The 23,835-nt window shown below is 61.1% G+C and carries 17 protein-coding genes; 6 read left to right on the top strand and 11 right to left on the bottom strand.

Features of this window, described 5'->3' with window-relative positions:
• Positions 1 to 18: 18 nt before the first annotated feature.
• The gene (locus XH91_RS27265) at positions 19 to 516 is read right to left on the bottom strand and encodes a hypothetical protein (RefSeq protein ID WP_128953458.1); all 498 of its coding nucleotides are present in this window, start codon (positions 514 to 516) and stop codon (positions 19 to 21) included.
• A gap of 614 nt (positions 517 to 1,130) precedes the next feature.
• Here XH91_RS27265 and XH91_RS27260 point away from each other — a divergent pair.
• From XH91_RS27260 to XH91_RS27245, 4 genes are read left to right on the top strand one after another with little or no spacing between them, the layout of a single operon-like run.
• The gene (locus tag XH91_RS27260; protein ID WP_128953457.1) at positions 1,131 to 2,342 is read left to right on the top strand and encodes an acyltransferase family protein; all 1,212 of its coding nucleotides are present in this window, start codon (positions 1,131 to 1,133) and stop codon (positions 2,340 to 2,342) included.
• 7 nt (positions 2,343 to 2,349) lie between these two features.
• The gene (locus XH91_RS27255; RefSeq protein WP_128953456.1) at positions 2,350 to 3,693 is read left to right on the top strand and encodes a hypothetical protein; all 1,344 of its coding nucleotides are present in this window, start codon (positions 2,350 to 2,352) and stop codon (positions 3,691 to 3,693) included.
• Between the two features lie 9 nt (positions 3,694 to 3,702).
• A complete protein-coding gene (locus XH91_RS27250; protein WP_128953455.1) occupies positions 3,703 to 4,809 on the top strand; it encodes an acyltransferase family protein in 1,107 nt (368 codons plus the stop codon).
• Entirely contained in the window at positions 4,806 to 5,927 is a 1,122-nt protein-coding gene (locus XH91_RS27245) for an acyltransferase family protein (protein ID WP_128953454.1), read from the top strand. Before XH91_RS27250 ends, XH91_RS27245 begins: the two co-directional genes overlap by 4 nt.
• A 10-nt stretch (positions 5,928 to 5,937) precedes the next feature.
• On the opposite strand, the gene XH91_RS27240 is transcribed toward XH91_RS27245, so the two are convergent.
• The gene (locus tag XH91_RS27240; RefSeq protein ID WP_245477217.1) at positions 5,938 to 7,050 is read right to left on the bottom strand and encodes a glycosyltransferase family 4 protein; all 1,113 of its coding nucleotides are present in this window, start codon (positions 7,048 to 7,050) and stop codon (positions 5,938 to 5,940) included.
• Between the two features lies 1 nt (position 7,051).
• Positions 7,052 to 7,885 carry a polysaccharide pyruvyl transferase family protein gene (locus XH91_RS27235; RefSeq protein WP_128953452.1) on the bottom strand — a complete coding sequence of 278 codons (834 nt, stop codon included), beginning with the start codon at positions 7,883 to 7,885 and terminating at the stop codon, positions 7,052 to 7,054.
• Positions 7,886 to 8,027: 142 nt separating this feature from the next.
• Between XH91_RS27235 and XH91_RS27230 the strand changes: the two genes are divergently transcribed.
• Positions 8,028 to 9,488 (top strand): lipopolysaccharide biosynthesis protein, encoded by a 1,461-nt coding sequence (locus XH91_RS27230; protein ID WP_164934066.1) that lies wholly within the window; start codon positions 8,028 to 8,030, stop codon positions 9,486 to 9,488.
• Positions 9,489 to 9,525: 37 nt separating this feature from the next.
• Here XH91_RS27230 and XH91_RS27225 read toward each other — a convergent pair whose 3' ends face one another.
• Both XH91_RS27225 and XH91_RS27220 read right to left on the bottom strand, forming a co-directional pair.
• Positions 9,526 to 10,662 carry an acyltransferase family protein gene (locus XH91_RS27225; RefSeq protein WP_128953450.1) on the bottom strand — a complete coding sequence of 379 codons (1,137 nt, stop codon included), beginning with the start codon at positions 10,660 to 10,662 and terminating at the stop codon, positions 9,526 to 9,528.
• A 243-nt stretch (positions 10,663 to 10,905) separates the two neighbouring features.
• Entirely contained in the window at positions 10,906 to 14,814 is a 3,909-nt protein-coding gene (locus XH91_RS27220) for an RHS repeat domain-containing protein (protein WP_128953449.1), read from the bottom strand.
• A 159-nt stretch (positions 14,815 to 14,973) separates the two neighbouring features.
• On the opposite strand from XH91_RS27220, the gene XH91_RS39270 reads away from it, so the two are divergent.
• Positions 14,974 to 15,117 carry a hypothetical protein gene (locus XH91_RS39270; protein ID WP_206736843.1) on the top strand — a complete coding sequence of 48 codons (144 nt, stop codon included), beginning with the start codon at positions 14,974 to 14,976 and terminating at the stop codon, positions 15,115 to 15,117.
• An 85-nt stretch (positions 15,118 to 15,202) separates the two neighbouring features.
• On the opposite strand, the gene XH91_RS27215 is transcribed toward XH91_RS39270, so the two are convergent.
• From XH91_RS27215 to XH91_RS27190, 6 genes are all read right to left on the bottom strand, one after another.
• Positions 15,203 to 16,597: a polysaccharide biosynthesis protein gene (locus tag XH91_RS27215; protein WP_128953447.1), complete on the bottom strand. Its 1,395-nt coding sequence runs from the start codon at positions 16,595 to 16,597 to the stop codon at positions 15,203 to 15,205.
• A 62-nt stretch (positions 16,598 to 16,659) separates the two neighbouring features.
• Positions 16,660 to 17,895, bottom strand: coding sequence for a glycosyltransferase family 4 protein (locus XH91_RS27210; RefSeq protein WP_128953445.1), 1,236 nt, complete (start codon positions 17,893 to 17,895; stop codon positions 16,660 to 16,662).
• Positions 17,896 to 17,971: 76 nt separating this feature from the next.
• Positions 17,972 to 19,300, bottom strand: coding sequence for a glycoside hydrolase family protein (locus tag XH91_RS27205; protein WP_245477216.1), 1,329 nt, complete (start codon positions 19,298 to 19,300; stop codon positions 17,972 to 17,974).
• Between the two features lie 104 nt (positions 19,301 to 19,404).
• Positions 19,405 to 20,568, bottom strand: a complete 1,164-nt coding sequence (locus tag XH91_RS27200) for a glycosyltransferase (RefSeq protein WP_245477215.1) — start codon at positions 20,566 to 20,568, stop codon at positions 19,405 to 19,407.
• A gap of 175 nt (positions 20,569 to 20,743) precedes the next feature.
• Positions 20,744 to 21,880 (bottom strand): glycosyltransferase family 4 protein, encoded by a 1,137-nt coding sequence (locus XH91_RS27195; RefSeq protein WP_347338600.1) that lies wholly within the window; start codon positions 21,878 to 21,880, stop codon positions 20,744 to 20,746.
• Between the two features lie 134 nt (positions 21,881 to 22,014).
• On the bottom strand, positions 22,015 to 23,529 hold the full coding sequence (locus tag XH91_RS27190; RefSeq protein ID WP_206733537.1) for an FAD-dependent oxidoreductase: 1,515 nt from the start codon (positions 23,527 to 23,529) through the stop codon (positions 22,015 to 22,017).
• Positions 23,530 to 23,835 lie beyond the last annotated feature (306 nt).

Here is a 23,835-nt window from a genome sequence, read left to right as displayed (position 1 = left end):
CGGACGGCTGCCTTATGATCACTGAGGAATGGGAACGGGCTTGAACGGATCGGACAATTGCGTCTTCCATTCCCCTTCGAGGAGCGCTCCGGCCCGTGAGGGTTGCGTCGAAGTCTTGTCACGCGGTTGCGGCGGGGCGCCGGAATCGTCCTCGCCCACTGCGGAATAGCCTGCCTGCACGGAAAGATCGCCGATCCGCTTGGTAAAGTCGCGGATCTTTCGTGCAGCATCCGGCTTCGTCGTCGTGCATCTGGCTTCTGCGAGCCGCAGCGCGCCGCCGATCGCCGAACGATCGTCGGAACTCGATTCCGTAATGAGCGTCTGCACCGACGGCAATACGGACGGATTGGTGGCGACATAAGTGGAGAGCCGGTACTTCAACTTCTCCTTGTCGTTGCGCAACCGCTCCAAAAGCGACGACGGCGATTTGACGAATGCATCGATGTCGATCTGCGAGGCGCGATCCGAGAACTCGACGCACTGAGCCTGGCAGGTGCCGAGACTCGCCGCGATCATTGCAGATGACGCTAAGATGATTGGCAGCCACAGTGGCTTCGATCGGCGACGCGATGATCCGCAGCCCATTCGTATCCCTTCATTCTGCTAACGAACGCGCGCAAAATCTGACAGGTAACTGTGTCAAATTTTGTGCGGCGCAAAAGCTGGTTCAATCAATCGTATCGGTGGCAAACATGCAGCTCTCTTGCCTGCGGTTGCATAACGAGGAGTTGCAATGCCTGAGAGATTGGCATTTGCCGCTCACGAATGTTGCAGATTGAAGATTCGTGAGGCGGACTCGATGTCGCGAAGCTGACATATCCAACGACGCGCGATTTTGTTCCAACCCATGAGAGATAAATTCGCGCGGTGCCTTTCGCGGCGATCGCAACAACGCCGGATTTCGCGCAAACTTTGCTCGCAAATCTCCGCAAGCATGACTCGATCACGTCGAGATCGTCGCGCAATCGAGAAAAGTGGCGTGAACTTGTCCTCCGCATGTCGGAATGAACAGCGAGCGATGAATTTGCAGTCGATCGTCATGCATCGGAAGCACGTCGTTGATCTCGAGGATTGAAAGCGCGCGCGATGTCCTACAGAGTGCTGCGGCGCAATAGCTACGGAATGTGGATGTGACGGAGCAGGTTCATCGTGAGAAGGCGCATGTCCTGCCGCTCGACAGTATCAGGGGTATCGCGGCGACATCCGTGGTGATTCATCATCTCCTGCTGATGCCGACATTCCTCGCGATATTCCCCCACAACGCGTGGATCGACTGCTCGTTCTTCCGGAGCTCGTGGCTACTTGTCGATCTGTTCTTCGTTCTCAGCGGAATGGTGATGTCGCTCAGCTCTGTCGAGGGCGAGTTCGGTCGCTTCTCGCTGCGCGACTTCATGGTGCGACGTCTGGCGCGCGTCTATCCGCTGCACATCGTGATGCTGGCCGCGAATTTGCTGTTTCGTCTCCTGCGCATCAGTCTGGTCATGGCTGGCCTCGTGGTCGCAGCGCCTGCCGCTTTCGAGGTGAACAATTCCTATTCGTTCCTGCTCAACGTCTTTCTTCTGCACTCGATGGGGTTTGTCGACTATCTCAGCTGGAATGCGCCGAGCTGGAGCATCAGCGTCGAATTCTATACCTATCTGGTCTTTGGCCTGCTCGTCCTGCTGGCCCAGCGCATGCGGTCGCTGTCGCTTTTCTATGGGCTCTCGGGCCTGATCGCAGCCGTAAGCCTGGCCATCATCGTGTTCGTGTTGGACAAGAAGAGCCTCGGCCTGCAGACCGATTTCGGCATCCTGCGCTGTTTCGTGAGCTTCTTCCTGGGCGTGCTGACGGTGAGGGTGGTTCGCCGGTTGCCCGGCAGGCCGGGGCCGGCCACGCAAGGCATCGTGCAGCTGGTTGCGATGATGGCCAGCATCGTTCTCGTCAGCATGGTCGAGGCCTATCCGGCCGCCAGCTTCCTTGCGCCGCTGATTTTTTCGGTCTTTCTCGGCAGCCTGCTGGCGTTTCCCGATGCGCTGCTGATCCCCCGGATGCTGGTGAGCAAGCCGCTGGTGTGGCTCGGGCGTCGATCCTACTCGATCTATATGGTGCATGCGCTTGTGGTGCTGTTCGCCGAGTATTTCGTACGAGCGGTCGGAGCGTCGCGGATCGCGGCATTCGATTCGATCCGGCCTGGCTTGCCGGCAACGCTGAATCTCGTCGTGTCGCTCGCCGCCGTGTTCGCGGTGTCGCACTACACCTACCGCTACGTCGAGATTCCCGGCGGCAAGTTCCTTCGCAACCTTCTTGGACGCCGGTCCGATTTTTCGGCTGCGCCCGCGCCATCGGCGCGGCTGACGAATTGAGCTGCATATGACTGCGCTTGCACTGCATCGTCCGCGGATCACGCTGATCAGCCTCAATATCGAGGCGATCGCGCTCGGCACATATCTGATCCGGGACGCCTTCGGCGGCGTGATCCGCTACGCCACCAGTATTCTTCACGTGGATCCGCTCTGGTACCTGCCGGACGGCATTGCGCTTCTGTGCCTCGCCCAATTCATCATCCATTGCATCCTGCGCAACCGCAGCACATTGGCGACGCTGACGTTCCTGCAGATCATGCTCTCGATCGTGCTCGGCTATTTCATGCTGGGGACCGGCAATGCGGCGGTATCGTCCTTCAAGATGATGCTGCCGGTGTTCGTCGGGTTCTGCTTCTGCGATTCGAGCCTGGGCTCGTACCGAAAGCTGCTCTCGGTCATTGCCGTGACCTTCTATCTTTCGGTGATCGGCGTGATCCTGACCAAGTACTACGTGATGCCCTGGGTCGGATACAAATATGAATCGTTCGGCGCTGTCCGCGAGGCGGGCCGGTTGTGGTGGGCCTATGGCGGAGACGATCAGCGTTTGATGGGCTTCGCCGCCGACAACACCATGGCGGCCTTCTTCATCCTCGTGTCGTTCGCGATCACGTCGATTCGCAAGAGCACGCTATGGTGCCTTCTGTTCGGCTCCATCGCCGTCTACACGATCCGCCTGACCACCAGCAAGACGACCATGATCGTGCTCGTGCTATACCTCGTGCTGCTGGTGCTCGTCCGCATGTTGCCGGAGAAGTCACGCTTCCCCGCCATCAGGACCATCGCGCTGTGGTCATTCGCGTCGATTTTCGTTCCGTTCTTCCTGATCGTGGCTGCGTCGGGAACCGCAGCGATACCGCACTCGACCTTGTTCAGCATCCTGGATCGCATCAACAACAGCTGGCAGCTGCCGTTTGTCTATATGAGCCAGCTGATGCCGATCGGGCTGGTGACGGGCTGCGGCGCCGGCTGCTTCAACTATCCGCAGAAGCTGTTCTCGCCGCTCGCGTCATTTTGGGTGCCCGTCGACAATTTCTACATCGGCACCTACCTGATGTTCGGGCTGCCCTTCGTCGCATTCATGATCATGGTGTTCCGCGCGACTTTCGGCGCAACCGACGTGTACAAGCTGACGCTCATCTTCGTCGTCAACCTGTTCACGATTACGGTCCTGAACTATGGCCCGGCATCCGGCCTTCTCATCATCGCACTGAGCTTCAGCGAGGTGTTTTCCAAGCGGGCGACGGCCGCGCGGGCCAGCGACGTCACTCCGGTTCAGCTGCCCCGGCCGATCCGTTCGCTGGATGGATTCGACCCTGATGTGCCTGGAACGGCGCTGGGCGCGGGCAGGTGAGATCAGATCATGCATAAAAGGCTCGCATTCATCGATACGTTGCGCGGCATCGCGGTGCTGTCGGTGCTGTTCCAGCACGTGCTCGAAGTGATCGTGCAGAAGCACCCGACCGGTGCGTATTATTGGACGTTTCACGACATCATCGGCTACTACATGAACTTCGGACGATTCGGGGTCGTCCTGTTCTTCTTCGTCAGCGGCTTCGTGATCCCGTTCAGCTTTCCGGACAGCGCGACGCCCGTCCGAGATTTTGCAATCAGCCGTTTCTTCCGGCTCTATCCGGCCTATTGGACCTCGATCGTCATCGGGCTCGCCACGATGCTGGTGCTGGATTCCACCGTCTTTCCGGTCTCGCAGGTCATTGCCAACGTGACCATGCTGCAGACATTTGCCAACATCCCGAACCTCTGGGTCTTCTACTGGACGCTGGCCATCGAGCTGCTGTTCTACGTCAGCTGCACCATCCTGTTTGCCATGGGGCTGCTGAACAGGCGCTTCACCGCGGTGACGATTGTCGTCGCCGCGGCATTGATCGGCACCGTCGCCGCCCTGTTGATCGCGAACAGGACGGTCTCATCCCTGATGGAGGTCGGGCTGAATCTCTCGGCGATGTTCCTGGGCAAGATTGTCCGCGACGCCGTGATCGGCGGCAAGCTGCGCTGGGTGCATGTCGCCGGCTGCACACTTCTCTATGCGATTTTCGCAGCCGTCCTGTCCGACAGGCGCTTCGGAGGCGTCTATCATGAAAACTTCTTCTACAGCTATTCGATCGGATCGGCCTACATCTGCGCGGCTCTGGTCTTCCTGGTCTTTGCCGCGTTCGGCGAGCGAATGGCCTGGCGCCCGGTGGCCTTCGTTGGTGTGATCAGTTACTCCGTGTATCTGATGTCGCCGTTCGTGATCGTCTGGGTTCATCGCCTGGTGTGGTTCGGTGATGGTCCGCTGGGGTGGTCCGCCTTCGCGGCCGTCATCGTGGCGTTGTCGATCCTGGTCAGCTGGACCACGTTTTCTCTGGTCGAAAAGCCGTCGATCTCATTCGGGCACCGTTTCCGTTCCGTACGCCGGCGGCGGGCAGCTCTCGAGCCGGCTCTCAGCACGCAGGGAGCCGCCGAGTGAGCGAGGCGGCGAGGCAACCGGACGTGAGATATGACGGATCGTTCGTTCCGTCCGTCCAGGGTCTTCGCGCCATCGCAGCCCTGAGCGTGCTGATGGATCATTTCTACGACATGCCAAAGGGTGGCATGTACGACATCCCGAACCCCGGCTTTCTGCCGCCGCTCTGGCCCTGGCTCCAGTCAGTGATCAACGTCGGCGGGCACGGCGTCGAGCTGTTCTTCATGATCAGCGGCTTCCTGATTCCGGCGAGCCTTGTGCGTCATGGGTCGCTGGCCCGCTTCTTCTTCGACCGCGTGCTTCGCATCATGCCGGTCTTTCTCGTGCTGCATGTTGCGCTGTTCGTGATCGGGCCGGTCGTCGGCTACAAGTTCTTCCGCGGCATCGATGTCGGCAGCTATCTCGGCATCTTCCTTGCCAATCTGTTCTTTCTGCAGGATGCGCTCGGTCTTCCCGCCGCACAGCAGAACGCCTGGACGCTGACTTACGAGTGGGCATTCTATATCTGGTTTGCGGTGACATTCGCCGCGTTGCGCGTCGGTGGTCGCATGATGGCGGCGCCATTGATCCTGTTTGGCTTCGCCTGTGCCCTGCATTGGCCCATCACGGCGTTTTTCTGCATCGGCATGGTCTTCAGTTCCACCGGAATCCGCTTCCCGGTCCAGGGGCGGTTGGGATTGGCTGCCGGGGTGGTTTGTGGCGTCGCCATGTATGCGAGCCTGGTGCTGTTTCATCCCTTCGTTGCGCTGATCCCGGGGTTCCTGCTGTTCGGCATGGTGCTCGCCCCCGGCTCGGGCATCGCCAACGCCCTCAGCGCGCCGGCGCTGCAATTTGTCGGCAAGATCAGCTACAGCCTCTATCTGGTGCATCCCTTCGTGCTGTTTCCGTTGCAAGTGACGGGGCTGAAGCTCGTCGCGATGGGGGCTGACCGCTGGCTGCTCTGGTTCGCATTCATCATCTTGGGGCTCATCGCATCGCTGGCCGCGAGCGCGATCAGCTACCAGCTGATTGAAGTCAGGTTGAGGCGCGTCCTGGACGGCGCGCTACGGGGGCTGGTGTTCGGGCCGCTCGACAAGATAGAGCAGCCGCTCCCACCAGCGAGCGGTGCCGTCAGGCGGTGACGCCGGCCGATCAGGCGCTGACGCCGGCGATCCGACGATAGGTCGTCAACAGGCGTTCGGCGATATGATCCCAACTCAGTGAGCCCTCAGCCGTCTGCCGCGCTCCCTCCGTCAGGCTTGCAGCCAAAGGCCTCGACGTCAGGACGCGCTCCAGAGCATCGGCCAGCGCGGTAGCGTCGGCAGGCGGCACAAGCAGGCCATTGACACCGTCTGTGACGACGTCGGGAATGCCGCCGGTCGCGCTTGCAACGACAGGGCGGTGATTGCCAAAGGCGGATGCCAGCACGCCGCTCTGCGATGCATCCTTGTAAGGCAACGCAACGACTTCAGCCGATTGGAACAGGGTGCTGGTGTCTTCGGCCGAGACATACGTGTCGATGGCGTTGACCGATGCCATATCGGCCATCCGCGCACCAAATCGCGTCATCTCGGGACCACGGCCGGCGATGACGGCCTGATGACGTACACCGCGCTTTGACAGCAGATCGATTGCGTCAAGGAAGACATCGAGTCCCTTGTAGGCCCACATGCGTCCGAAGAAGAGGATGCGGCCCTCGACCGCCTGAATTGGTGTCCGGTTTGTCGATGGCACCATCAACACGCCATGCATGGAGGACGTCACTTCGCCGCGGAAATCGGGCGATGCACGGGCAAAGTCAGCCACGCAGCTCTGGCCATGCACCGTCACATGCGTGGCACCGGCGCGCATGCGGTCCCGCAGCCGCTCTTCGCTCGTATTCGTTCCCGAACCGCCCTCGGAGTGCGGAATGGCGTCATGAACGGTGAGGACGCGCGGAAGGCTGGTGAGCCGAAGCAGCTCCATCAGTCCAGCCGTGAAATATTCCGGGCATTCGTGACAATGAACCACGTCCGGACGAAAGGCGAGGATGTCGAGAAACGACCGTGGAAGTCCGATGGCGCCGGATCGACGCAGGCTCAGATCCCGGATGCGCGTGTCGAACGACGAGGGCGCAGGAATCCAGTCCAGATTCCATTGCTGATTGGCGTCCTTCCGATTGAGCACCAGCCGGACGTCGCAATGCTTGGCTAGTGCAGCGGCCAGTCGATAGGAATATTCAGCGAAATGCGGGGCATAGATCGCCACCCTGAAACGCCTGGTCATATCAGCGTGTCTCGCGCCAGAGATCGATCGGGAAGGCATCCATCAGGGAGTCGTGCTTGAAGCTGAGAGGCGCAGCGCCTCCCATCTCCCGGCCTTCCTCGAGGCTGGAGGCGAATTCGACGTCGAACCTGCCGGTGCCTTCATAATAGTCACGATACTTGAATTCGGCTTCGCCATCGCTCAGCCGCACATAGCGCGCGGGAATTCCGTAAGCTTCCGCGACGATCAGGCCGTGCAGGGAACTTGCCAGCACCAGCTCTGCCTCGAGAATGGCCTCAATGCGTCGATTCCATGATCCGAGCGGGCTGACCACATTCGCCGGGCCGTGATCGATCATGTTGAGGTCGTGCAGGTTGGGCACGAAAATCCACGGACGGACGCCACGCCGTTGAAAGCGATCAGGGAACAGGCGTGGCAGAAGCAACGCAGGATCGCCGAATATGTCAGGCACGGAGAGGCCGCGCCGCCGGAGAATTTCCTGGGTGCGAGGGCCGCGCACCGCGCGAATATCCAGCGTTTGAACGCGACGATTGAGATCGTTCTGGCCTTGGCGCCCGTTGATGCCGCTGCCCCAGATCACATCGTCGTTGCGTGCGTAGTGCAGAACCGAGCCGATCGCAAACATCCGTGCTTGCCGTGACGTTTCGTCTGCAAGCGTATACCCGCTGCGTCGAAGTTGTTGTTCCACCACGACGAGGGACAAATAGTCGCCAAAATTGATCGTTCCATCATCAGGTCGCCAGAAGAACAGCTCTACATGCGGATAAGGCAATTGCTGAACAAAGTCGCAGCCGACCTCGTTGATCAATCTACGCAGATTGGCTCGAATATTCATGCGTCCTCGGATGGCAGATGCTATCCTTCGTACACTGTCTCTCGAAAGAGGCGACTCTTGGACCGTTTCTTGGACCGTTCGAGCAGTGCCGATGCATCGCTAGCCCGCACATACCTAGTCTGAACTCATGACAAGCCTCCAATTGAGCAGCGAGCCTTCGGTCACGTCACGCTCGATCGTTTCCGGCGTCATCTGGTCCACCCTCGATTCCGCGGTGGGGCAAGCGCTGACGCTCGCCATCTACGTGATCATGGCGCGACTGCTGTCGCCGCAGATCATCGGCCTCGTGGCGACGGGTGCGCTGGCACTGGATTTCTGCCGGGCTGTTCTGATCGAAAGCATCGCGATCGCGGTCCAGGCACGCGCCCAGCCGAAAGACGAGGACTACAACGCGTCGTTCTGGCTGATTGCGGGTTTTTCGCTGGTTGCCGCGGCACTGCTCTTCGCAGCCAGTAGCAGCATCGAACGTCTGTCCGGCCTGGAAGATCTCGCCGTCGTGCTGAAAGGCTTTTCCGTCGTGGTTGCCGTGCAGGGGCTATCCCGCACCCACGAGGCCTGGTTGACGCGCAATCAGGTCTTCCGTTCGCTCGCCCTTCGCACGCTGTTCTCCATCACGCTTGGCGGCACCATCGGCATTGCTCTGGCCATCAGCGGCTACGGCGTGCTTGCGCTCGTCGGCCAGCTGGTCACGACCTCGCTCGTGTCATTGGTCAGCCTGTGGACGTTGACGCCGTGGCGTCCAGGTTTCCGCTTCAGCCGCCGCGAGGCGATCGAGCTCATCAGTTACGGCCGCTATGTGGCGCTCACGGGCATCACGAACTTCGCCAACGCCAATTCGGATCTCCTTTTCGTGACATGGTACACGGGGGCTGCGGGAGCAGGCTTCTACAGCCTCGCCAAGCGGCTCGTAAATGCGGTCAGCACGGTGATCGGAAATGCGTTGAACCGCGTGTTCTTCGCGACGATCGCGGGCCTCCAGCACGATCGCAAGGCCTCCAGTGAGGCGCTTCTCGATTTTGTCATGTACACCTCGCTGCTGACGGCACCGATCTTCGCGGGGATAGCGGCCTTGTCGCCCGATCTCATCCTTGCATTCTTCGGCGCGAAGTGGCTCGACTCCGCGCCGTTGCTGTCGATCATCTCGGTAACGGGGTTCTTGACGACCATCGGGCTCTACAATCATTCGGTCATCCTGGCGTTCGGCAAGCCGCATTGGCAGACCTGGCTCACGCTGATTTACGCCGCGTCCAACATCGCGATCTTCATCGCGGCGGCTCCGTTCGGTTTGGTCGCTATCGCTGTCGGCTATGTCGTGCGCGCCGTGCTGCTGTATCCCTTGTCGGCGGGAGCGTCATTGCGCATCCTGTCGATCGCCGTGCGTCACTACGCGCGCGCGCTGGTGCCGGCGTTCGGCAGCTCGGCGCTCATGGCCGCGGTGGTCGTCGGGGCATCCCATAACTTGCCCCCGCTGTCGCCCTGGCTCCGCCTTGCGGCACTGACATCACTCGGCGCTGCGGTCTATCTGGCCGCGGTGCTGCTGACCGCGCGACCGGCGGCGCTTCGGGTCTGGCACGAAGTCGCGATTCGGCTTCGACGGTCCTAGACTGGAAGCGCCCTTGAGGATGGCAGGAGCGCGGAGGCTAACCTGCGTTCGCAGCTTGTCCTGTCGGCCGCAGCTCCAGTGTCTCGGCCAGCGCGGGCTCGGGAGCGGTGGGGCGCCTGGCTTCGGCAGCCGGCGCGAGACGATTGATCAATTTTCGCGCCGGATTCTCGATCAGAACGTAGGTCAGATCAGCTGCGATCGTGAGAATGAGGCAGCAGGCCAGCGCGAATATCGGAAACGCTCCCGGTTGCAGTCCGAGCTGATGCCAGACCGGCTTGAACACCAGGATCAGCAAGAGTTCGTGCAGCATGTAGATGGCGTAGGAGGTGTTGCCGAGCCGGCCAAGCCAGGTGGCGCCAGGGAACCTGACAAACGCGCTTTCGCCGATTGCGGTCAGCAGGATGGCGAGCGAGAAGAGAACGATCGCGAGATCCGGCTTGGCAAAAACGTTCAGGATCAGGATCGAGGCCAGGAACACGCCAATTCCCGCGATGGCGACCGGCTTGCTGCCGCGATTGCGGAATTGCTTGAACAGCAGCGCGAGCAGAATACCGTTCAGGAAGCTCGGAAGCGCCCGCAGCATGCCATAATCGAAATTGGCGCCATACATTTGCGACCGATCCTGCCAGATCGGCAGGTGACCATGGGCCAGCACGGCGTACAGACTCGCCACGATCACCGCGAGCGTCAGGGCGGAGACGCGCCCGGCCAGCAGCATCAGGAGCGGGAACAGCAGGTAGCAGAACAGCTCCGCACTGATCGACCAGGACGGCGAGTTGAAGCTGAGATGATCGGTGACGCCCCAGGCCTGGACGAGCAGAGCATTGTGGATGAAGTCCAGCGCGCTCGCATGTGATGTCGGGCCTTTCACTCCGATCCAGGCGAGCACGACGAAGGCGAGCAAGGTCAACAAGTGCAGGGGATAGATCCGCGCAATGCGCCGCATCAGAAAGCGGGCATAGCCGCGGATTCCAATGGAACCAGCCGGATAGGAGTACGAGATCACGAATCCCGAAAGGATGAAGAACATGTCGACGAACAGCCCGTACGAGCCGTTCCACGCCGGCGAGATGCCCTTGTCGATGTTCTTCAGATGAAAAATGAAGACCCCGAGGGCTGCGACGAACCGATAGAAATCGAGCACGACAAAGCGTGTTTGTTCACGGATTTCCATCTCGATGTCGTATTCCCTGCGAAGCGAGATGTCGTTCTAGAGCCGAATTGTGACGCAAGTTCGCAAGTCCCGCATGTCCTTCGCGGCAACACGGCGTCCATGATCATGGCGGAAATGCCGCTGGTGCATGGCACCGCAAGATGCGGCTTTCCGGTCGTGCCGTTTCAGAAGGCAGATGCCTGTGCTTTGGTCGTGCGAGCCCGGACCTGCAGCGTCGCAGGTCCGGACGTTCCGTACGATGTCTCAGACGAACATGAAATCGTGGCTGGTCAAGCTCGCGACGGCGATGTTCTTCAGCAGGACCGAATCGTTGGCTGACAGCGTCACCATTGCATCGTTGCCCGATTGCGCGATCTGGAGATGGCTATAGTCGGCTGCCAGCTGTTTTGAGATCTCGACGATGTCGTGGTTGGCGGCATCGCCGGCGTGGAAGTTGACGATCTGGTCCTGGCCGTGATCGTAGACCACGGTCGTGGAGCCGGGAGCCGTGGAGAACAGGTCGTTGCCGTTACCACCCTGAACCGTCACGCCCGCAGCCACGGCGGTGACGTTGTGGGTGCCGTCCGCTTTCGTATCGTCGAAATATTGCAGCGCGTTAGCCGCGTTGTAATGTTCGTGCTGGGTCGTTCCCTGCTGGCCATTGAAGTTGAACAGGAAGACATCCTTCGTGCTGTCAGCGTTGTTCGCGACCTCCTGGGTCTTGTTGCCGGCGCTGTCATAGATGTCGGTCAGCTTGCTGCCGTCGTTGTTGACCACCTGCGTGTAGTCCAGGGTGCCGTCGGCATGGGTTCGGGTGATCGCGACGATTTTGCCGGACGCATCGAGATGCTGATGCTGGGTGGTGTAGCTCTGCCCGGTGACGTTGTAGCTCCAGTTGTCGGACGTGTGGTCGGCGTTGGTAATGTACGCCGCCGTCTTTACGCCTCCCGTATAGACGGTCGTGGAGCTGTAACCGTCCGCCTTCTGCACCACCTCGCTCGTGATGATGCCGTTCGCGTCGTACCAGTCCGTGGTCTTGTTGCCGTCGCTGGTCTGCGCCAAGGTGAAGGCCAGGCTGTTGTCGGCGTGAGTTCGCGTGATGTTGGTGAGGAACCCGGTCGTATCGTAGCTGTCGTGCCCGGTCGTGTAGTTCTGGCCGACGACGTTGTAGAGGAAAACGTCCTTTGACCCGTTCGCGTGATAGTCGGTCTCGGTCGTCTTCACGCCTGATGCGTTGTAGTTGCTGACGACGCTGCTGCCATCGGCATTGACGATCTGGCTGTAGTCCAGCGTGCCGTCGGCGTGGGTTCGGTCCATCTCGGTGAGCTTGCCGGACGCGTCGAGATGCTGGTGCTGGGTGGTATAGCTCTGGCCGGTGATGTCGTAGCTGTAGTTGTCGTGGCTCTGGTCGGCGTTGATGATATAGGCGGCGGTCTTCACGCCATTGGTGTAGACGGTCGTGGAATCGAAGCCGTCGGCCTTCTGAACCACCTCGCTGGTGAGAATGCCTGTGGCGTCGTACCAATCGGTCGTCTTGGTGCCATCGCTGCTCTGGGCCAGCTTGAATGCGTAGCTACCGTCGGCGTGACGCCGCACCAGCGTGGTGAGGAAACCGGTCGCGTCATAGATATCGTGCTCGGTCGTGTAGGCCTGCCCGGTGATATTATAGAGCCAGATGTCCTGGCTGTGGTCAGCGTGCGCGTCGATCTCCTTGGTCTTGTTGCCGGCGGCGTCATAGGTCGTGACGACGCTGCTGCCATCGGAATTGATGACCTTGGTATAATCCAGAGTTCCGTTCGCGTGTTTGCGGGTGATGGCCGTGACCTTGCCGGAGGGGTCGACGTGCTGGACCAGCGTCACATAGCTCTGCCCGGTGATACCGTAGCTGTAATTATCCAGGCTGCCGTCCGGGTTCTTCACATAGGCCTGGGTCTTGGCGCCGTTGCTGTAGAGCGTCGTCGAAGTGAAGCCGTCGGCTCTCTGCACCACCTCGCTGGTCAGGTTTCCGGTCGCATCATAGAAGTCGCTGGTCTTGGTGCCGTCGCTGCTTTGGACCAGCTTGAACTGGTAGCTGCCGTCGGCGTGCCGGCGCACCAGGGTCGTGAGGAAACCCGTGGTATCGTAGATATCGTGTTCGCTGTTGTAGGGCTGCCCGGTGATATTGTAGGTCCACACATCCTTGCTGTGATCGGCGTGATAGTCGGTTTCGACAAGTTTGACGCCGGTCGTGCTATAAGTGGTGATGGCACTGCTGCCATCGCTGTTATAGATCTGCGTCGAATCCAGTGAGCCATCCGCGTGGGTGCGCGTCACCGAGGTGACCTTGCCCGTCGTGTCGACGTGCTGGACCTGGCTGGTGTAGCTCTGTCCCTTGATGTTGTAGGTGTAGTTGTCCTGGGTGTGGTCGGCATTGAGGACATAGGCAGCGGTCTTGACACCGGCGGTGTAGAGGGTGGTCGAGTAGTATCCGGTCGATTTCTGGACGACTTCGCTGAGAAGGGTCCCGGCCGTGTTGTAGGTATCGGTGGTTCTGGTGCCGTCCGTTGCGAGATGGATGAAGGTGGTCTTGATGCCGCCCGTGTAGCCGATCGCGTCTTTCGAGCCGTCGGCATAGTTGACGGTCGTCGAAATCGGCTGGCCGCTGCCGTTCAGGCCGGTGTTCGACGTCGAGACCAGGCTGCCGTTCGCGCTGTAGGTGAGCGTGCTGGTCCAGGTCGGGGCCGAATTCGTGACGGAGAACGAATATCCACCCTGGATCTTGGACAGCGCATTGCCGTAATGCGCAATGATGTAGTCCAGCGTCGCTTTCGAGGCGACCGGCAGGACGTGCGTATCCGTCAGGGTGATCGTCTTCAGCGTGGTCGATGTGCTGAAGTCGGAGAGCTGCGGAACGATCTCGGCCGCGGTGCCGGTCACGTCGGGCGGAACGCTCGGCGGACCCGAGGTGCCCGCAGGCGCGTCGATCTCGATGATGAGCGGGTGATCGCTCACCGGGATCGTGATCGTCGAGACATCGGTATAGCTGGCGATCGCCGTGGTCCCGGTCATCGTGTCGTACACCTTGACCGAATGGTGCACGCCGCCGAGATTCACGGTGACGGTTTGTGTCGGGTTCGATATCTCGGTATCGGCCGCATCATTCCAGAGCTTGGGCTCGGCCCAGACGACGAGCTCATAGGCGCCATTGCTCTTGCCCAGCACCATGCTGCTGCCGGTTTCAGGCATGTTGCTCAGCGTGTAGTTCAATGGATCAGTCGGCTGATGACCGCCCGAGCCGTCATCGGCCAGGATGGTCGTGAGATTGTGGATCGCAGTGGCGGCCAGCTTCGGGGTGCCGTCCGAATGGAACAGGCCGTATTTGTCTTCGGGGTTGGTGGTGCTGGCGGCCGAATTCCGATCGAACAGTTCGTAGAGATAGGTCGAGCTCACGCCGTCCTTGTAGGCATCGACCAGCGTGTTCAGGATCGATTTCGCCTGCACCGTTTCGTCAACGCCGAGATATTGGGTGTTGGCCTGGGTCGTGTAGCCGGTCTCGGTGATGACCACCGGCTTGCCGGGGGCGGCCGTCTCCACCGCGCTCAGCGTCGCAGCAAGGGAACTGGCAGGGGTCGAGCCGGTGCTGACATAGGCGTGGGCGTTGGCGTAGTCGACCGAACCCGACATGTTGCCGAGCTGGTTGTAGCCTTGCGGATCGTTGTATGCGAGCGACAGGTTGTAGACCGGAATGCTCGAAAGCGCGCCATCCGCCTTCACGGCTTGGTAGAGCGCGCTTTGAAATTGAGCAGCCGCGCTGAGGCTCGAGCTGCCGTGATAGCTGAAGGGCTGGGCATTGGCCTCGTTCAGCCCCTCGATCGCGCTGATGCTGCCTGGATGGCTTGCCAGGAATTTATCGAGCGAGGTTACGTAATTCTGAAGCCCGGTCGCGCCCTGCCCGGGCAAGGCGGACGAAACGATGAAGTCGAACTTGTAACCGGCCGCCGCCAGACCGTCGACGACGGGTTGTGCGGCCGGATTGGTCGCCATCGCGTCGCGAAGATGGGTGACGCCGAGATATTTCAGGTCGTCGACCATCATTGCGAGATTATTGTAGTCGGTCCATCCGAAGCCGGCGTGGCTGTTGACGCCGATGGAGTTGATGAAGCCGCTTGCGGAAAGAATGGTCTGATCTGACATTGCACACTCGAGCCAAGAGAGAGCGAACGGAATTGCCCGCGGGATTGATCGCAACTCTCGATTTCGAGTGTGAATTTCAGATAAAGATCGACGCGACAAAAATCGTGCGACGCAGGTTCCTTGTGCAGGAACAGATGTCGTATCGACGAAGGGTATATCGTGGCCGTGTCGACGCAGGATGGCGCGACCGCGGCGCTTTCAAGAATTCGACAGCCTGATCTGCTGATTATCTGCGCAGTCGCGCGCGCGACTGGTCACGAGACCGGCAACATCAGCACGCCGGTGATGGCCAAGCGAGCATAGCGACAGGAATATTCGTAAAGGTTGAATGATCAGCGTCTCGCTTTGGTTGTAAATCGGCGCCGAATGTCGGTTTCGAACCGGGAACTCAAGGTTTGCTGTGACGCGCCAGCATGAGGAAGTCTCCCCGCCAGGCAACGATTGCGGCCGCCAGTCCTGCAATCACGATCTTGGCGGCAAGCCAGAGCGGCTGGATCGGCATGGATGCAAGCGATCCGATCAGCATTGCCGCGGCAAGAGCCTGGACGATCAGGATGGCGCGGGGAACCGCGCGGTATTGGACCGTCGGGCCCAGGGCGAGCACGATGACGATCACCGTCGCGGCCGAGGCAGAGGCGACCGCACCGCGCGGCGACAGGCCCGCCGCGGCCGCGAGGGCTGATGCGGCTGCCACAAGGATCAACTGGGTGGTCGCCACGACGACCAGCCGGATTGCGAGTTTCTCCAGATGAGGGACAAGCGCGACCGTGGACTGCAAGTGGAGGTGCAGGAAATAGAACAAGGCCACCATCGGCGCCGTGGCCAGAAACCCGTCCAGGCTGTCCTGCGCCAGAAGAAGATGGGCGGCATCGGGGATGAAGCCGATCAGTCCCCCCAGCAGCACGACCGTCGTGCAAACCATGAATTCGAACATGCGACGGGCCGAATCGGCCGGCCTCGAGGCACCCCCGCGTTCGAAGTCCTGAACGACCTCGGGATAGCTGATCGTGTGGATTGCAGCGTTGAGAACGCCAAAGGGGCGTTGAAGCAGGTCGAGGGCGATCGAGAAGCCGGCGCTGGCGCCCGTTGCGCCAAGGCGACTGACGATGATGAAGCGCAACAACACGGGCACCGACAGATGGATGACGGACGCGCCGGCGGCCAGCAGCCCGTAGCGGCAGAACTCTGACCAGTCGCGAAGCAGAATCGAAAGCGGCGGCCGCGCCAGCCTGGCACGGTGCGTGACCAGACCTGCGGCGAGGCCCGCCGCCTGGCCGGATGCGATACCGATCAGCGTAGCCTCGGCAGTTCCCCAAAACGCAGCCCCTGCCACGGCCCCGCCGAGAACCGCGCTCGCACGCAGGGCAAGCAGGCAGGACGCAAGGCCCAGGCGGTCGCACAGGCGGATCGTCAGGAAATAGAGGTCGGCAAAGCCCTGAAGCATGGCGACGCTCAAGCCGAGAGCGACGATGTCGGGCGAGAGCCGACTCAGCTTAGATGCGCAGGCGCCGATCAGGACCAGCGCCAGCGCGCTCAAAAGGCCTGCGCAGAGCAGCGACCACCGCAGCCGAGCGGCCTCATGGCCGTCGGCTGCCGCGAGGAACCGCAGGCCGGCGAGCTGCAACCACTCGAACATCAGCACGCAGAGCAACTGACTCGAGGCGAGTGCCAGCGAAAAGCTGGTGTAGTCAGCCGCGCCCAGTAGATGGCTGATCGCGAAGATCAGAACGATCGCCGTTGCGCTCTGATAGATGTAACCGGCGACGGCAGACAAGCGAGCCATTTGGGACTGATGATCTCAGCTTGGGTCCGCGCGGGAAACGTGCTCGGGGGCCTGCGAATCCATCATGATGCTGCGGCCGCCCTGGCGTAGTTTCGTCGCGGCTGCGTTTCGCGCAACTGCCTGTATAGTTTGCGATAGGCGAGGATGACGTCGGAGAACATCCATTTGTTGTTGTCGCTGGCCAGGCGTTCGCTGATCTCGACGATCTTGTGCGGGTCCGCCGCGATGGCGAGCATGCTGTCGGCAAGCGAGGCCGGGTCGGACTCGGTCAACCAGCCGGTGACGCCGTCCTCGATCGCCTCCGGCATTCCGCCAAAACGCGTTCCGAGCAGCGGCCGGCCCGCCGCCTTGGCATCGGCGACGACGAGCGGGCCGGGATCATGCCAGATCGAGGGTGCGATCACGACATCGACGGCCTTGTAGAACTCGTCGGGAGAAACAAATCCCATGAACTCGACGCGGGCGTCCGGAGCGATCGCCTTCAGCCTTTGCTGCTCGCCGTCACTGACGCGCCCGGCAATCAGCGTCCTGAAACGCTCGCGCGGCAGCCTGGCCAATGCCCGCATCAGGTTCTCGATGCCCTTTTCTTCGGTCAGGCGGCCGATGAATCCGAATGTGACTTCGGTGGTGCAGAGAGGACGAAGATGGGGAGCGCTCGGTGGGGCCGTCGAAGCGTTGTGGATGACGGTGCGGATCGGCGTGTCCGCGAACAGGCCGAGGTCGGTGTGAATCGACAGAACCCGCTCGCTGACGCCGACCACGGCGCTGAGCCAGTGCGTGGCGCGGCGGCGGTGATAGGTCAGCAGCGAGCAGCTGGTGCAGGTATGCTCGCAGGACCGTCCCCGATCGAACCGCGAGCAGCGGGGACAGGTGAGATAATAATCGTGCACCGTATGGAGCACAGGCACGCCGAGTTGCGCCGCCACTCTCCAGATCGCGGTCGTCAGTCCCGACAAATTGTTGGAGTGCACGACGTCAGGCTTGAAGGCGCGGATCCGCTCCGCGATCATCGGCGCCAGGATCTGCCAGTCCTCGACCGCGTGCCACATGCTGCGCACCGCGGCGTTCCTCGGTTCGTTGAAAGGCAAATAAAAGTTCTGCACGGGCGCGGTATGGATATCGATGCCATTGTGTGTTTCGGGACTGAGGTCGGGCGACGTTGCGGTGCGGACCACCTCCACCTTGTCGCCGGACTCGGCCAGGCCTTCGGCGAAGCGGCGGGCGAAAATCTCGGCGCCGCCGACGACCTTCGGTGCGTTGGGGGTCGGATAGAGCGAGGATGTCAAAAGAACTTTCATGGGGTCAATCTCATTGTTGAGAACGCAGGAAACAACTGATCCGGATCGCGTCGGCTGGCGTGCGCGGAGGCATCGCTCACCTCTCCGGCCGGATGTCGAAATCGGGAGCCGCGGCATTATTCGTGCTGACCAGGAGCGGCGTGCCCGACACCGGCATCCACGCCCCCGAAGCGGGTTGCGCCGCAGCTTCGCAAGGCAGGCTATAAGTCGCGTCCGCCGCGTTGGATCGCAGCCGTACGGCGAAGCGCTGGTTCGGATCGCCGGACCAGATCGCCATTCGCCGACCGGCCGGCGTCGACGCAATGATCGCGGTGACGCCGCCGGACAGCTGCTTGCTCTCCGCGCTCGTGCTCGAGCGGACAAAGGCCCATGCGTCACGAACCGCGCAGGCGGCTCGCTTCGGAGAATTGTCGAAATGGTACAGGCCGAAATTGTGTTCGAGGTCCGATGGATTCGTTCCGCTGTCCTTGAGCTCGTAGAGCCAGATGCCTTTGAGCCAGGATGATGCGGTCGAAGCCCAGAGGATGAGCTGGGCCATGTTGTCGGCCTGGGCCTGCTCGCTGACGCCGCATTTGTTGTTCGCCGTCGGCCAGCCTGCTTCGGTCACATAGATTGGAAAAGTCGGACTGCCGCTGGCTTCGCTCACCAGGCGATGAAAGGTGTTCAGCCGGTCGACGACTTCAGCCGAATTGCGCTTGGCCGGTCCCATGCAGAAATTGTAAAGATGGATCGAGACGCCGTCGGCATATTGAAGGATGCCGGACTGCAGCATCTGCTCGGTCCAATTCCAGCCGGGATCATCGCCGATCGCCCCGACCACGAAGGGGGCGCCGGGCGCGGCTTGCTTGACGGCGGGCTGTACGATCTTGGCCAACGCCAGATAATTGTCGACTGAGAATGCCGCGTCCTTCTTCGCCGCGAGATTCCATTCATTCCAGAGCTCGAACACCGGGTGCTGTGGTGCGACGGCGTGCGCTGCGGCCGACGCGTAGGCGGCGAAGCGCCGCCGTGCTTCGTCCGTCGTCGGCGGCATGGAGTTCGGCACGAGGTGGTGGCCGAAAGCCAGGATGAGGAAGGGGCGGGCAACGGCCGACTTGATCTGGGCATCCAACCGGCCGAGCTGCGGGGTAAACCCGATCCGGCCTCCAGGCTGCTCGAAATCCGACCACGGAAAATCGTCGCGGAATGCGTTGACGCCCAATTCCCTGATCTGGCCGATATTGATCGAAGGTGTGTAGCCGCGCGAGCTGACGGGGCCACCCAGCCCCTGATGCGTGCCGACGCCAAGCAAGAATTTGCTGTCCAGCCGCTGCGCGGTCTGAGAGAGCCCGCCCGATGTCGATAAACCGATGGCGAGGAGACAGATGAGGATATGCCGTGTGGCGCTTCTCAAGGTGCTTTGCATCGTTCAGATCGCGCCCACCACGGTCCTCGCTCACGCTGCCAGGGATACTCCCGATGGCGGTCCACTTGTTCCATCCCTGGACGCGCCGATGCGCCAGGTCATGCTCAGGCGTTGCTCGACACGTCCTGACGGAGTTGCACCTGTTCTTCGGGGCGGCGCTCGTCGCTCTGCAGCACCTCCATGTAGACCTGCCGGAGCTGGCGGTGCGTCTTCTGCACGTCGTAATATTGCTTGAAGCGCTCGTAGCCGCGGTGCCCCAACACGTTCAGGTCAAGGTCGAGCGCGCGTCGGAAACCCTGGACCAGCTCCGCGGCGGTGACCGGTTCGCACAACACGCCGGTCACGCCGTCCACCACGATCTCCGGCAATGCGCCGATCCGGAAGGCCAAGATCGGCTTGGCCGCGCGCATCGCTTCCAGCGCGACCAGACCGAAGGCCTCCCAGCGGGACGGGATCACGACAAGGTCGGCGGCCTCCAGATGGGTCTCGATTTCGCGGCGGTCGAGCCAGCCGAGCAGGGTGACGTTGGGAGGCACCGCCGGCCCGTCGAACTTGTTGACGACGGAGGCACCGACGATGCGAACGTCCACCACATCTTCGAGAAGCCGTGCCGCTTCGATCAGCAAATCAAAGCCCTTCTGCCGATCGAGCCGGCCGATGAACAGGACCTTGGCCTTCTTCGAAGGCCAGATTGCCGCCACTGGCGAGGGCTCCGGACGCTTCATCGAGATGCCGTTGGGCACCAATGTCAGGCGATCGGCCGGAATTCCGGCGCGCACGGCTTCGTTGAACTCGTCTGCAGAGATGCAGATGATGCGATCCGTGGTTCGCGTCAGAAGCCTTTCGGCCGCCTTCGAGACCTGATGGCTCAACCGTCCGGTCTCGCGAGAGAAGGCCCAGCCATGCGGACAATAGATCACGCTGGGGGCCTGAGGCCTTGCCGCGAGCGCAGGCCGGAGAACGAGACCCGCAAATGACGAGTGCAGGTGAACGACATCGGGCCTGAAGCTGTCGATCGCTTGCAAGCTGGCGCGCAGCATATGGAAGAGACCGGACACGCTGCGGCCCGACCGCTCGAATGTCGTCATCTGGGCGTCATCAATGGCGAGATCGCCTCGATGATCCGAAGGCACGACATAATGGATATTCTCGGCGCCGAAGCTCGCCTGCTGCTGCGGGTGCAGCTCATTCAGGTAGCTCGCGATTCCACCTCGGATCGTCTCAGCGATGTGCAGCAGCTTGATCGGTCGTTGGAGCGAGCCTGACATCGATGAATCCCTTCGTAGGCGTCGGCAGTGGCGCGGACGATCCTCCCAATACGAAGCAACAATTTGACCAGCGTGTGGTGTTGTTGCGCCAACACTGCATCCGTCGTCGTCACGAATAATTTTGTCTTCGGACGGAACCAAAAGGATTTACGAGTATTCGATCGGTTTGCGCGTTTCAGTTGATGTGCCGCTGGGCCAGGAATTGAAGCAGCGCGTCCGCCGATCGCTGCCATGAAAACTGTGCGAGTCGATCCTGCTGCCTCTTTCGTTCGCTCTCCGTGATTGCGCCGGCGGCAAGGCGTGCTTGCATGCACTGACGCAGAGCATCGGCATCGTTGGCGTCGAAATAGGCAGCCGCGTCGCCGCAGGTCTCCTTGACTGCGTCGGCTGTCGAGGCAATGACCGGACATCCGAACAGCATTGCCTCGAGCGGAGGCACGCCGAATCCCTCATAGAGAGAAGGAAATACGAACGCAGACGCGCGCCCATAGAGTGCGGCGATTTCGCTGTCAGTCAGGCGGCCTGCCAGGATGAGATTCGGAGTTGCCTTGCCCAGATTATCCTGAAAGACGCTGCTGTTATGGCCGCCGACGATGACAAGTGGAACATCCGGCCGGTTCAGCGACTGAATGGCGCGCGTTGCCACAGTGAGATTCTTGTTCTTCGTCATCGAACCGATGAAGAGAAAGTAGCTGTGAGAACGAAGCCCGAGCCGGCCGAGGATGCCATAATCGGGAACCGTGTTTGCAAAGTGCTCAGCGCTATTGGGCAGCACGGGAATCCGAGACGCTGATAGTCTCAGGACGTCAGCGAGCTCTTGACGCGAAAAATTGGAGACCGTCGCAATGGTTGCGCTACGTGCGAGCAGGCGATCCATCGTGCGATGAACCGCGCGGTAGCGCCAGCCGAAGAAGTCCGGGCGACGAAAGACCTGGGCATCGTGAATCACCACGATTTGGTCACGATGCAGCACGGGTCCTGAATTCGCCAAACTTATCAAGCGTCCGCCCGCAGCCGCGCGCGCCAGATCAACCTGATCCCAGGCGTGGCCGCTCAAGCGCCCGATCTTTCGGACCTTGATTTTCTCGAGATCAAGCACTTCCCGGACATCGGGTGGGACAAGGAGCTGCCATTCGCAATCGTGCAGTCGTGCCGGAAAACGGCCTGACACCAATGCGTGGTCGATGGCTTTGACGATTTCGGCAGCATAGCGCTGAACGCCCGTCAGCGCTTGCGAGAGAAAGCGGCCGTTGATGGAGATCTTCAGATGGGTGCTGTTCGGCAGAGCGCTTTTCGAAGTCTGTATCGTCATGATGTCCTGGCGGTGCACGGATCGGGCCAGCCGATGGGCCGCCAGAGAGCAATTGTTAGGCACGAAAATATGACGGAGCGACGGAACCGCTCGCGATCGTGAGTTTGCAACGAGGCCGGTCGCCGCCGCTGCGGTCACGGTCCAAAAAAGCTGTTCTCCGGCAGGTCGAGAACGGCGCCGGCCTTGAGAAGCTCGCGTTGCAAGCGCGCAATCGGAATGTCCTGCACGGGTACACCGCTCTCCGCCGCGAGCGATCCGGCAACGCCTGCGGCTTGCCCGAGGATCATGTATTGCGGCTCCATGCGCAGCGAGGAATAGGCCACATGCGAAGCGGACAGGCACACCGGCACCAGCAGGTTCTGCAATTCGTCCTTGCGAGGCGTCATGACCCGATAGGGGATCTGGTAGGGCTGAACGGGGACTTGCATGTCGCCCTCGTTACGTACCGTGCCGTCCGGCATCACGACACGCTGCACGTTGTGGGAGTCGCTGTTGTACGAGCCCATGCCGATCGCGTCAGGCTTGGCGCGATTTGTTTGCAGGTCTGCCTGTGTCACGACATAGGCACCCACCATGCGACGTCCCTCGCGGATGTACAATTCTCTCGGCCAATGGTCGCTGTCCGAGAACTCGTCCTTCGGCAGGCCCCATACATTGAGCTGGCTTTTGAGGGGCGCAGGCACGACGGGATCGTGGCTGAGAAAGTAAAGCAGTCCTTGTGTGTAGCGAAGATGTTCGGTGCGGATCCGTAGCTTGTCCTGGTAGGAGGCATCCGGATAGGCGGCGCTATGGCCGATATAGTCGCTCGAGAACGGCCCGTTGTTGTTGAAGTCGGCCTTGTGGTTCGGGAGCCGGACCGGATACAGGAAGTCCCTCAGCGAGGGGTCTCGTCCCATGTGCGATTGAAATTCCTGCAGGTATCGCGCGAGCAGCGCAAATTGTGCCGGATCGTAGCCGTCCGGTTTGGGAAACGGCAAACGATTTGCAGGATCGTCGGTCAGAACGAGACGATAATTGTAGGCCTGGACGTTCTTGTCGCCGCTTCCGGCCGTCGGCAGCGGGCCGGGGGAGATTTCGGGATAGAGCCGGTGGTCGTCGCGATAAGCAAGCATCGGCCAACCAAACTGGTGCTGCGGCGTGATGGTGCGTACGCCGGCGAGCGTCTCGCCGTAAGTCTGCGCGCTTTCCCGGCCCCAGGTGTAGGTTGCGCCTGATTGTGCCAGAAGATCTCCTTCGTAGCTGCAGTCCACAAAGACCTCGGCGCGCCATTCGCGGCCGTCCTCGCTCGTCACGGAAACGATCCTGCGATTTTCGATCGTGACGCCGTGACGTTCGCGCAGCCGCGCGCCGAACACGACTTCAACTCCGGCTTCACCGAGCATCGCGCCGAAGGTGTCTTCGGAGACGTGCGGCTCGGACAGCCAGTCCGTGATGCGGTCGAGGCGAGATCGGCCGTAATGCTCGGCAACGCGGCGATAAAACAGCTTCGCATATCCGCCGATCACCTGGGGATTGCCGAGGTCGGTGGCGGAAAGCCCTCCCGTAACCATCCCTCCGAGATGATGACCCGGCTCGAGCAGCACGACATGCGAGCCCCGGCGTGCGGCCGAATAGGCGGACATGACGCCGGCAGCCGTGCCGCCGTACACGAGGACGTCCTTGTTGACGGGAGATTGCGCGCTCGCCGGGCTAACAATAAGCGACAGTATCAGGCAAACCAGGAGGCCGGATGTTCTGCAATGGATCGACATCTGTAACGCTTCCGCGGGCTGGAGATGACCTTTCTTTTTATCTGCGACTTCCGATGAATGGCGTAGCAACGCAGTATGATCGATTGGCGTCGGAACGGCGTCGAGAGATTGACGTTTGTCGCTGCGAAGCGCTGATCTCGCCGCAAGCCTGACACCGGGCTGAATGATGAGGCTGGCCGCGCGCAAATTACGGGGCAGGCCGTG

The organism is Bradyrhizobium guangzhouense (assembly GCF_004114955.1).
In the GTDB taxonomy this organism is placed as follows: domain Bacteria; phylum Pseudomonadota; class Alphaproteobacteria; order Rhizobiales; family Xanthobacteraceae; genus Bradyrhizobium; species Bradyrhizobium guangzhouense.
This window is presented reverse-complemented; position numbering and strand designations above follow the sequence as displayed.

Excerpts from the sequence above, each read along its gene's own strand:
- XH91_RS27265 (WP_128953458.1), bottom strand. The coding sequence starts at position 516 with ATGATCGCGGCGAGTCTCGGCACCTGCCAGGCTCAGTGCGTCGAGTTC.
- XH91_RS27255 (WP_128953456.1), top strand. The coding sequence starts at position 2,350 with ATGACTGCGCTTGCACTGCATCGTCCGCGGATCACGCTGATCAGCCTC.
- XH91_RS27250 (WP_128953455.1), top strand. The coding sequence starts at position 3,703 with ATGCATAAAAGGCTCGCATTCATCGATACGTTGCGCGGCATCGCGGTG.
- XH91_RS27240 (WP_245477217.1), bottom strand. The coding sequence starts at position 7,050 with ATGACCAGGCGTTTCAGGGTGGCGATCTATGCCCCGCATTTCGCTGAA.
- XH91_RS27235 (WP_128953452.1), bottom strand. The coding sequence starts at position 7,885 with ATGAATATTCGAGCCAATCTGCGTAGATTGATCAACGAGGTCGGCTGC.
- XH91_RS27225 (WP_128953450.1), bottom strand. The coding sequence starts at position 10,662 with ATGGAAATCCGTGAACAAACACGCTTTGTCGTGCTCGATTTCTATCGG.
- XH91_RS27220 (WP_128953449.1), bottom strand. The coding sequence starts at position 14,814 with ATGTCAGATCAGACCATTCTTTCCGCAAGCGGCTTCATCAACTCCATC.
- XH91_RS27215 (WP_128953447.1), bottom strand. The coding sequence starts at position 16,597 with ATGGCTCGCTTGTCTGCCGTCGCCGGTTACATCTATCAGAGCGCAACG.
- XH91_RS27210 (WP_128953445.1), bottom strand. The coding sequence starts at position 17,895 with ATGAAAGTTCTTTTGACATCCTCGCTCTATCCGACCCCCAACGCACCG.
- XH91_RS27205 (WP_245477216.1), bottom strand. The coding sequence starts at position 19,300 with ATGCAAAGCACCTTGAGAAGCGCCACACGGCATATCCTCATCTGTCTC.
- XH91_RS27200 (WP_245477215.1), bottom strand. The coding sequence starts at position 20,568 with ATGTCAGGCTCGCTCCAACGACCGATCAAGCTGCTGCACATCGCTGAG.
- XH91_RS27195 (WP_347338600.1), bottom strand. The coding sequence starts at position 21,880 with ATGACGATACAGACTTCGAAAAGCGCTCTGCCGAACAGCACCCATCTG.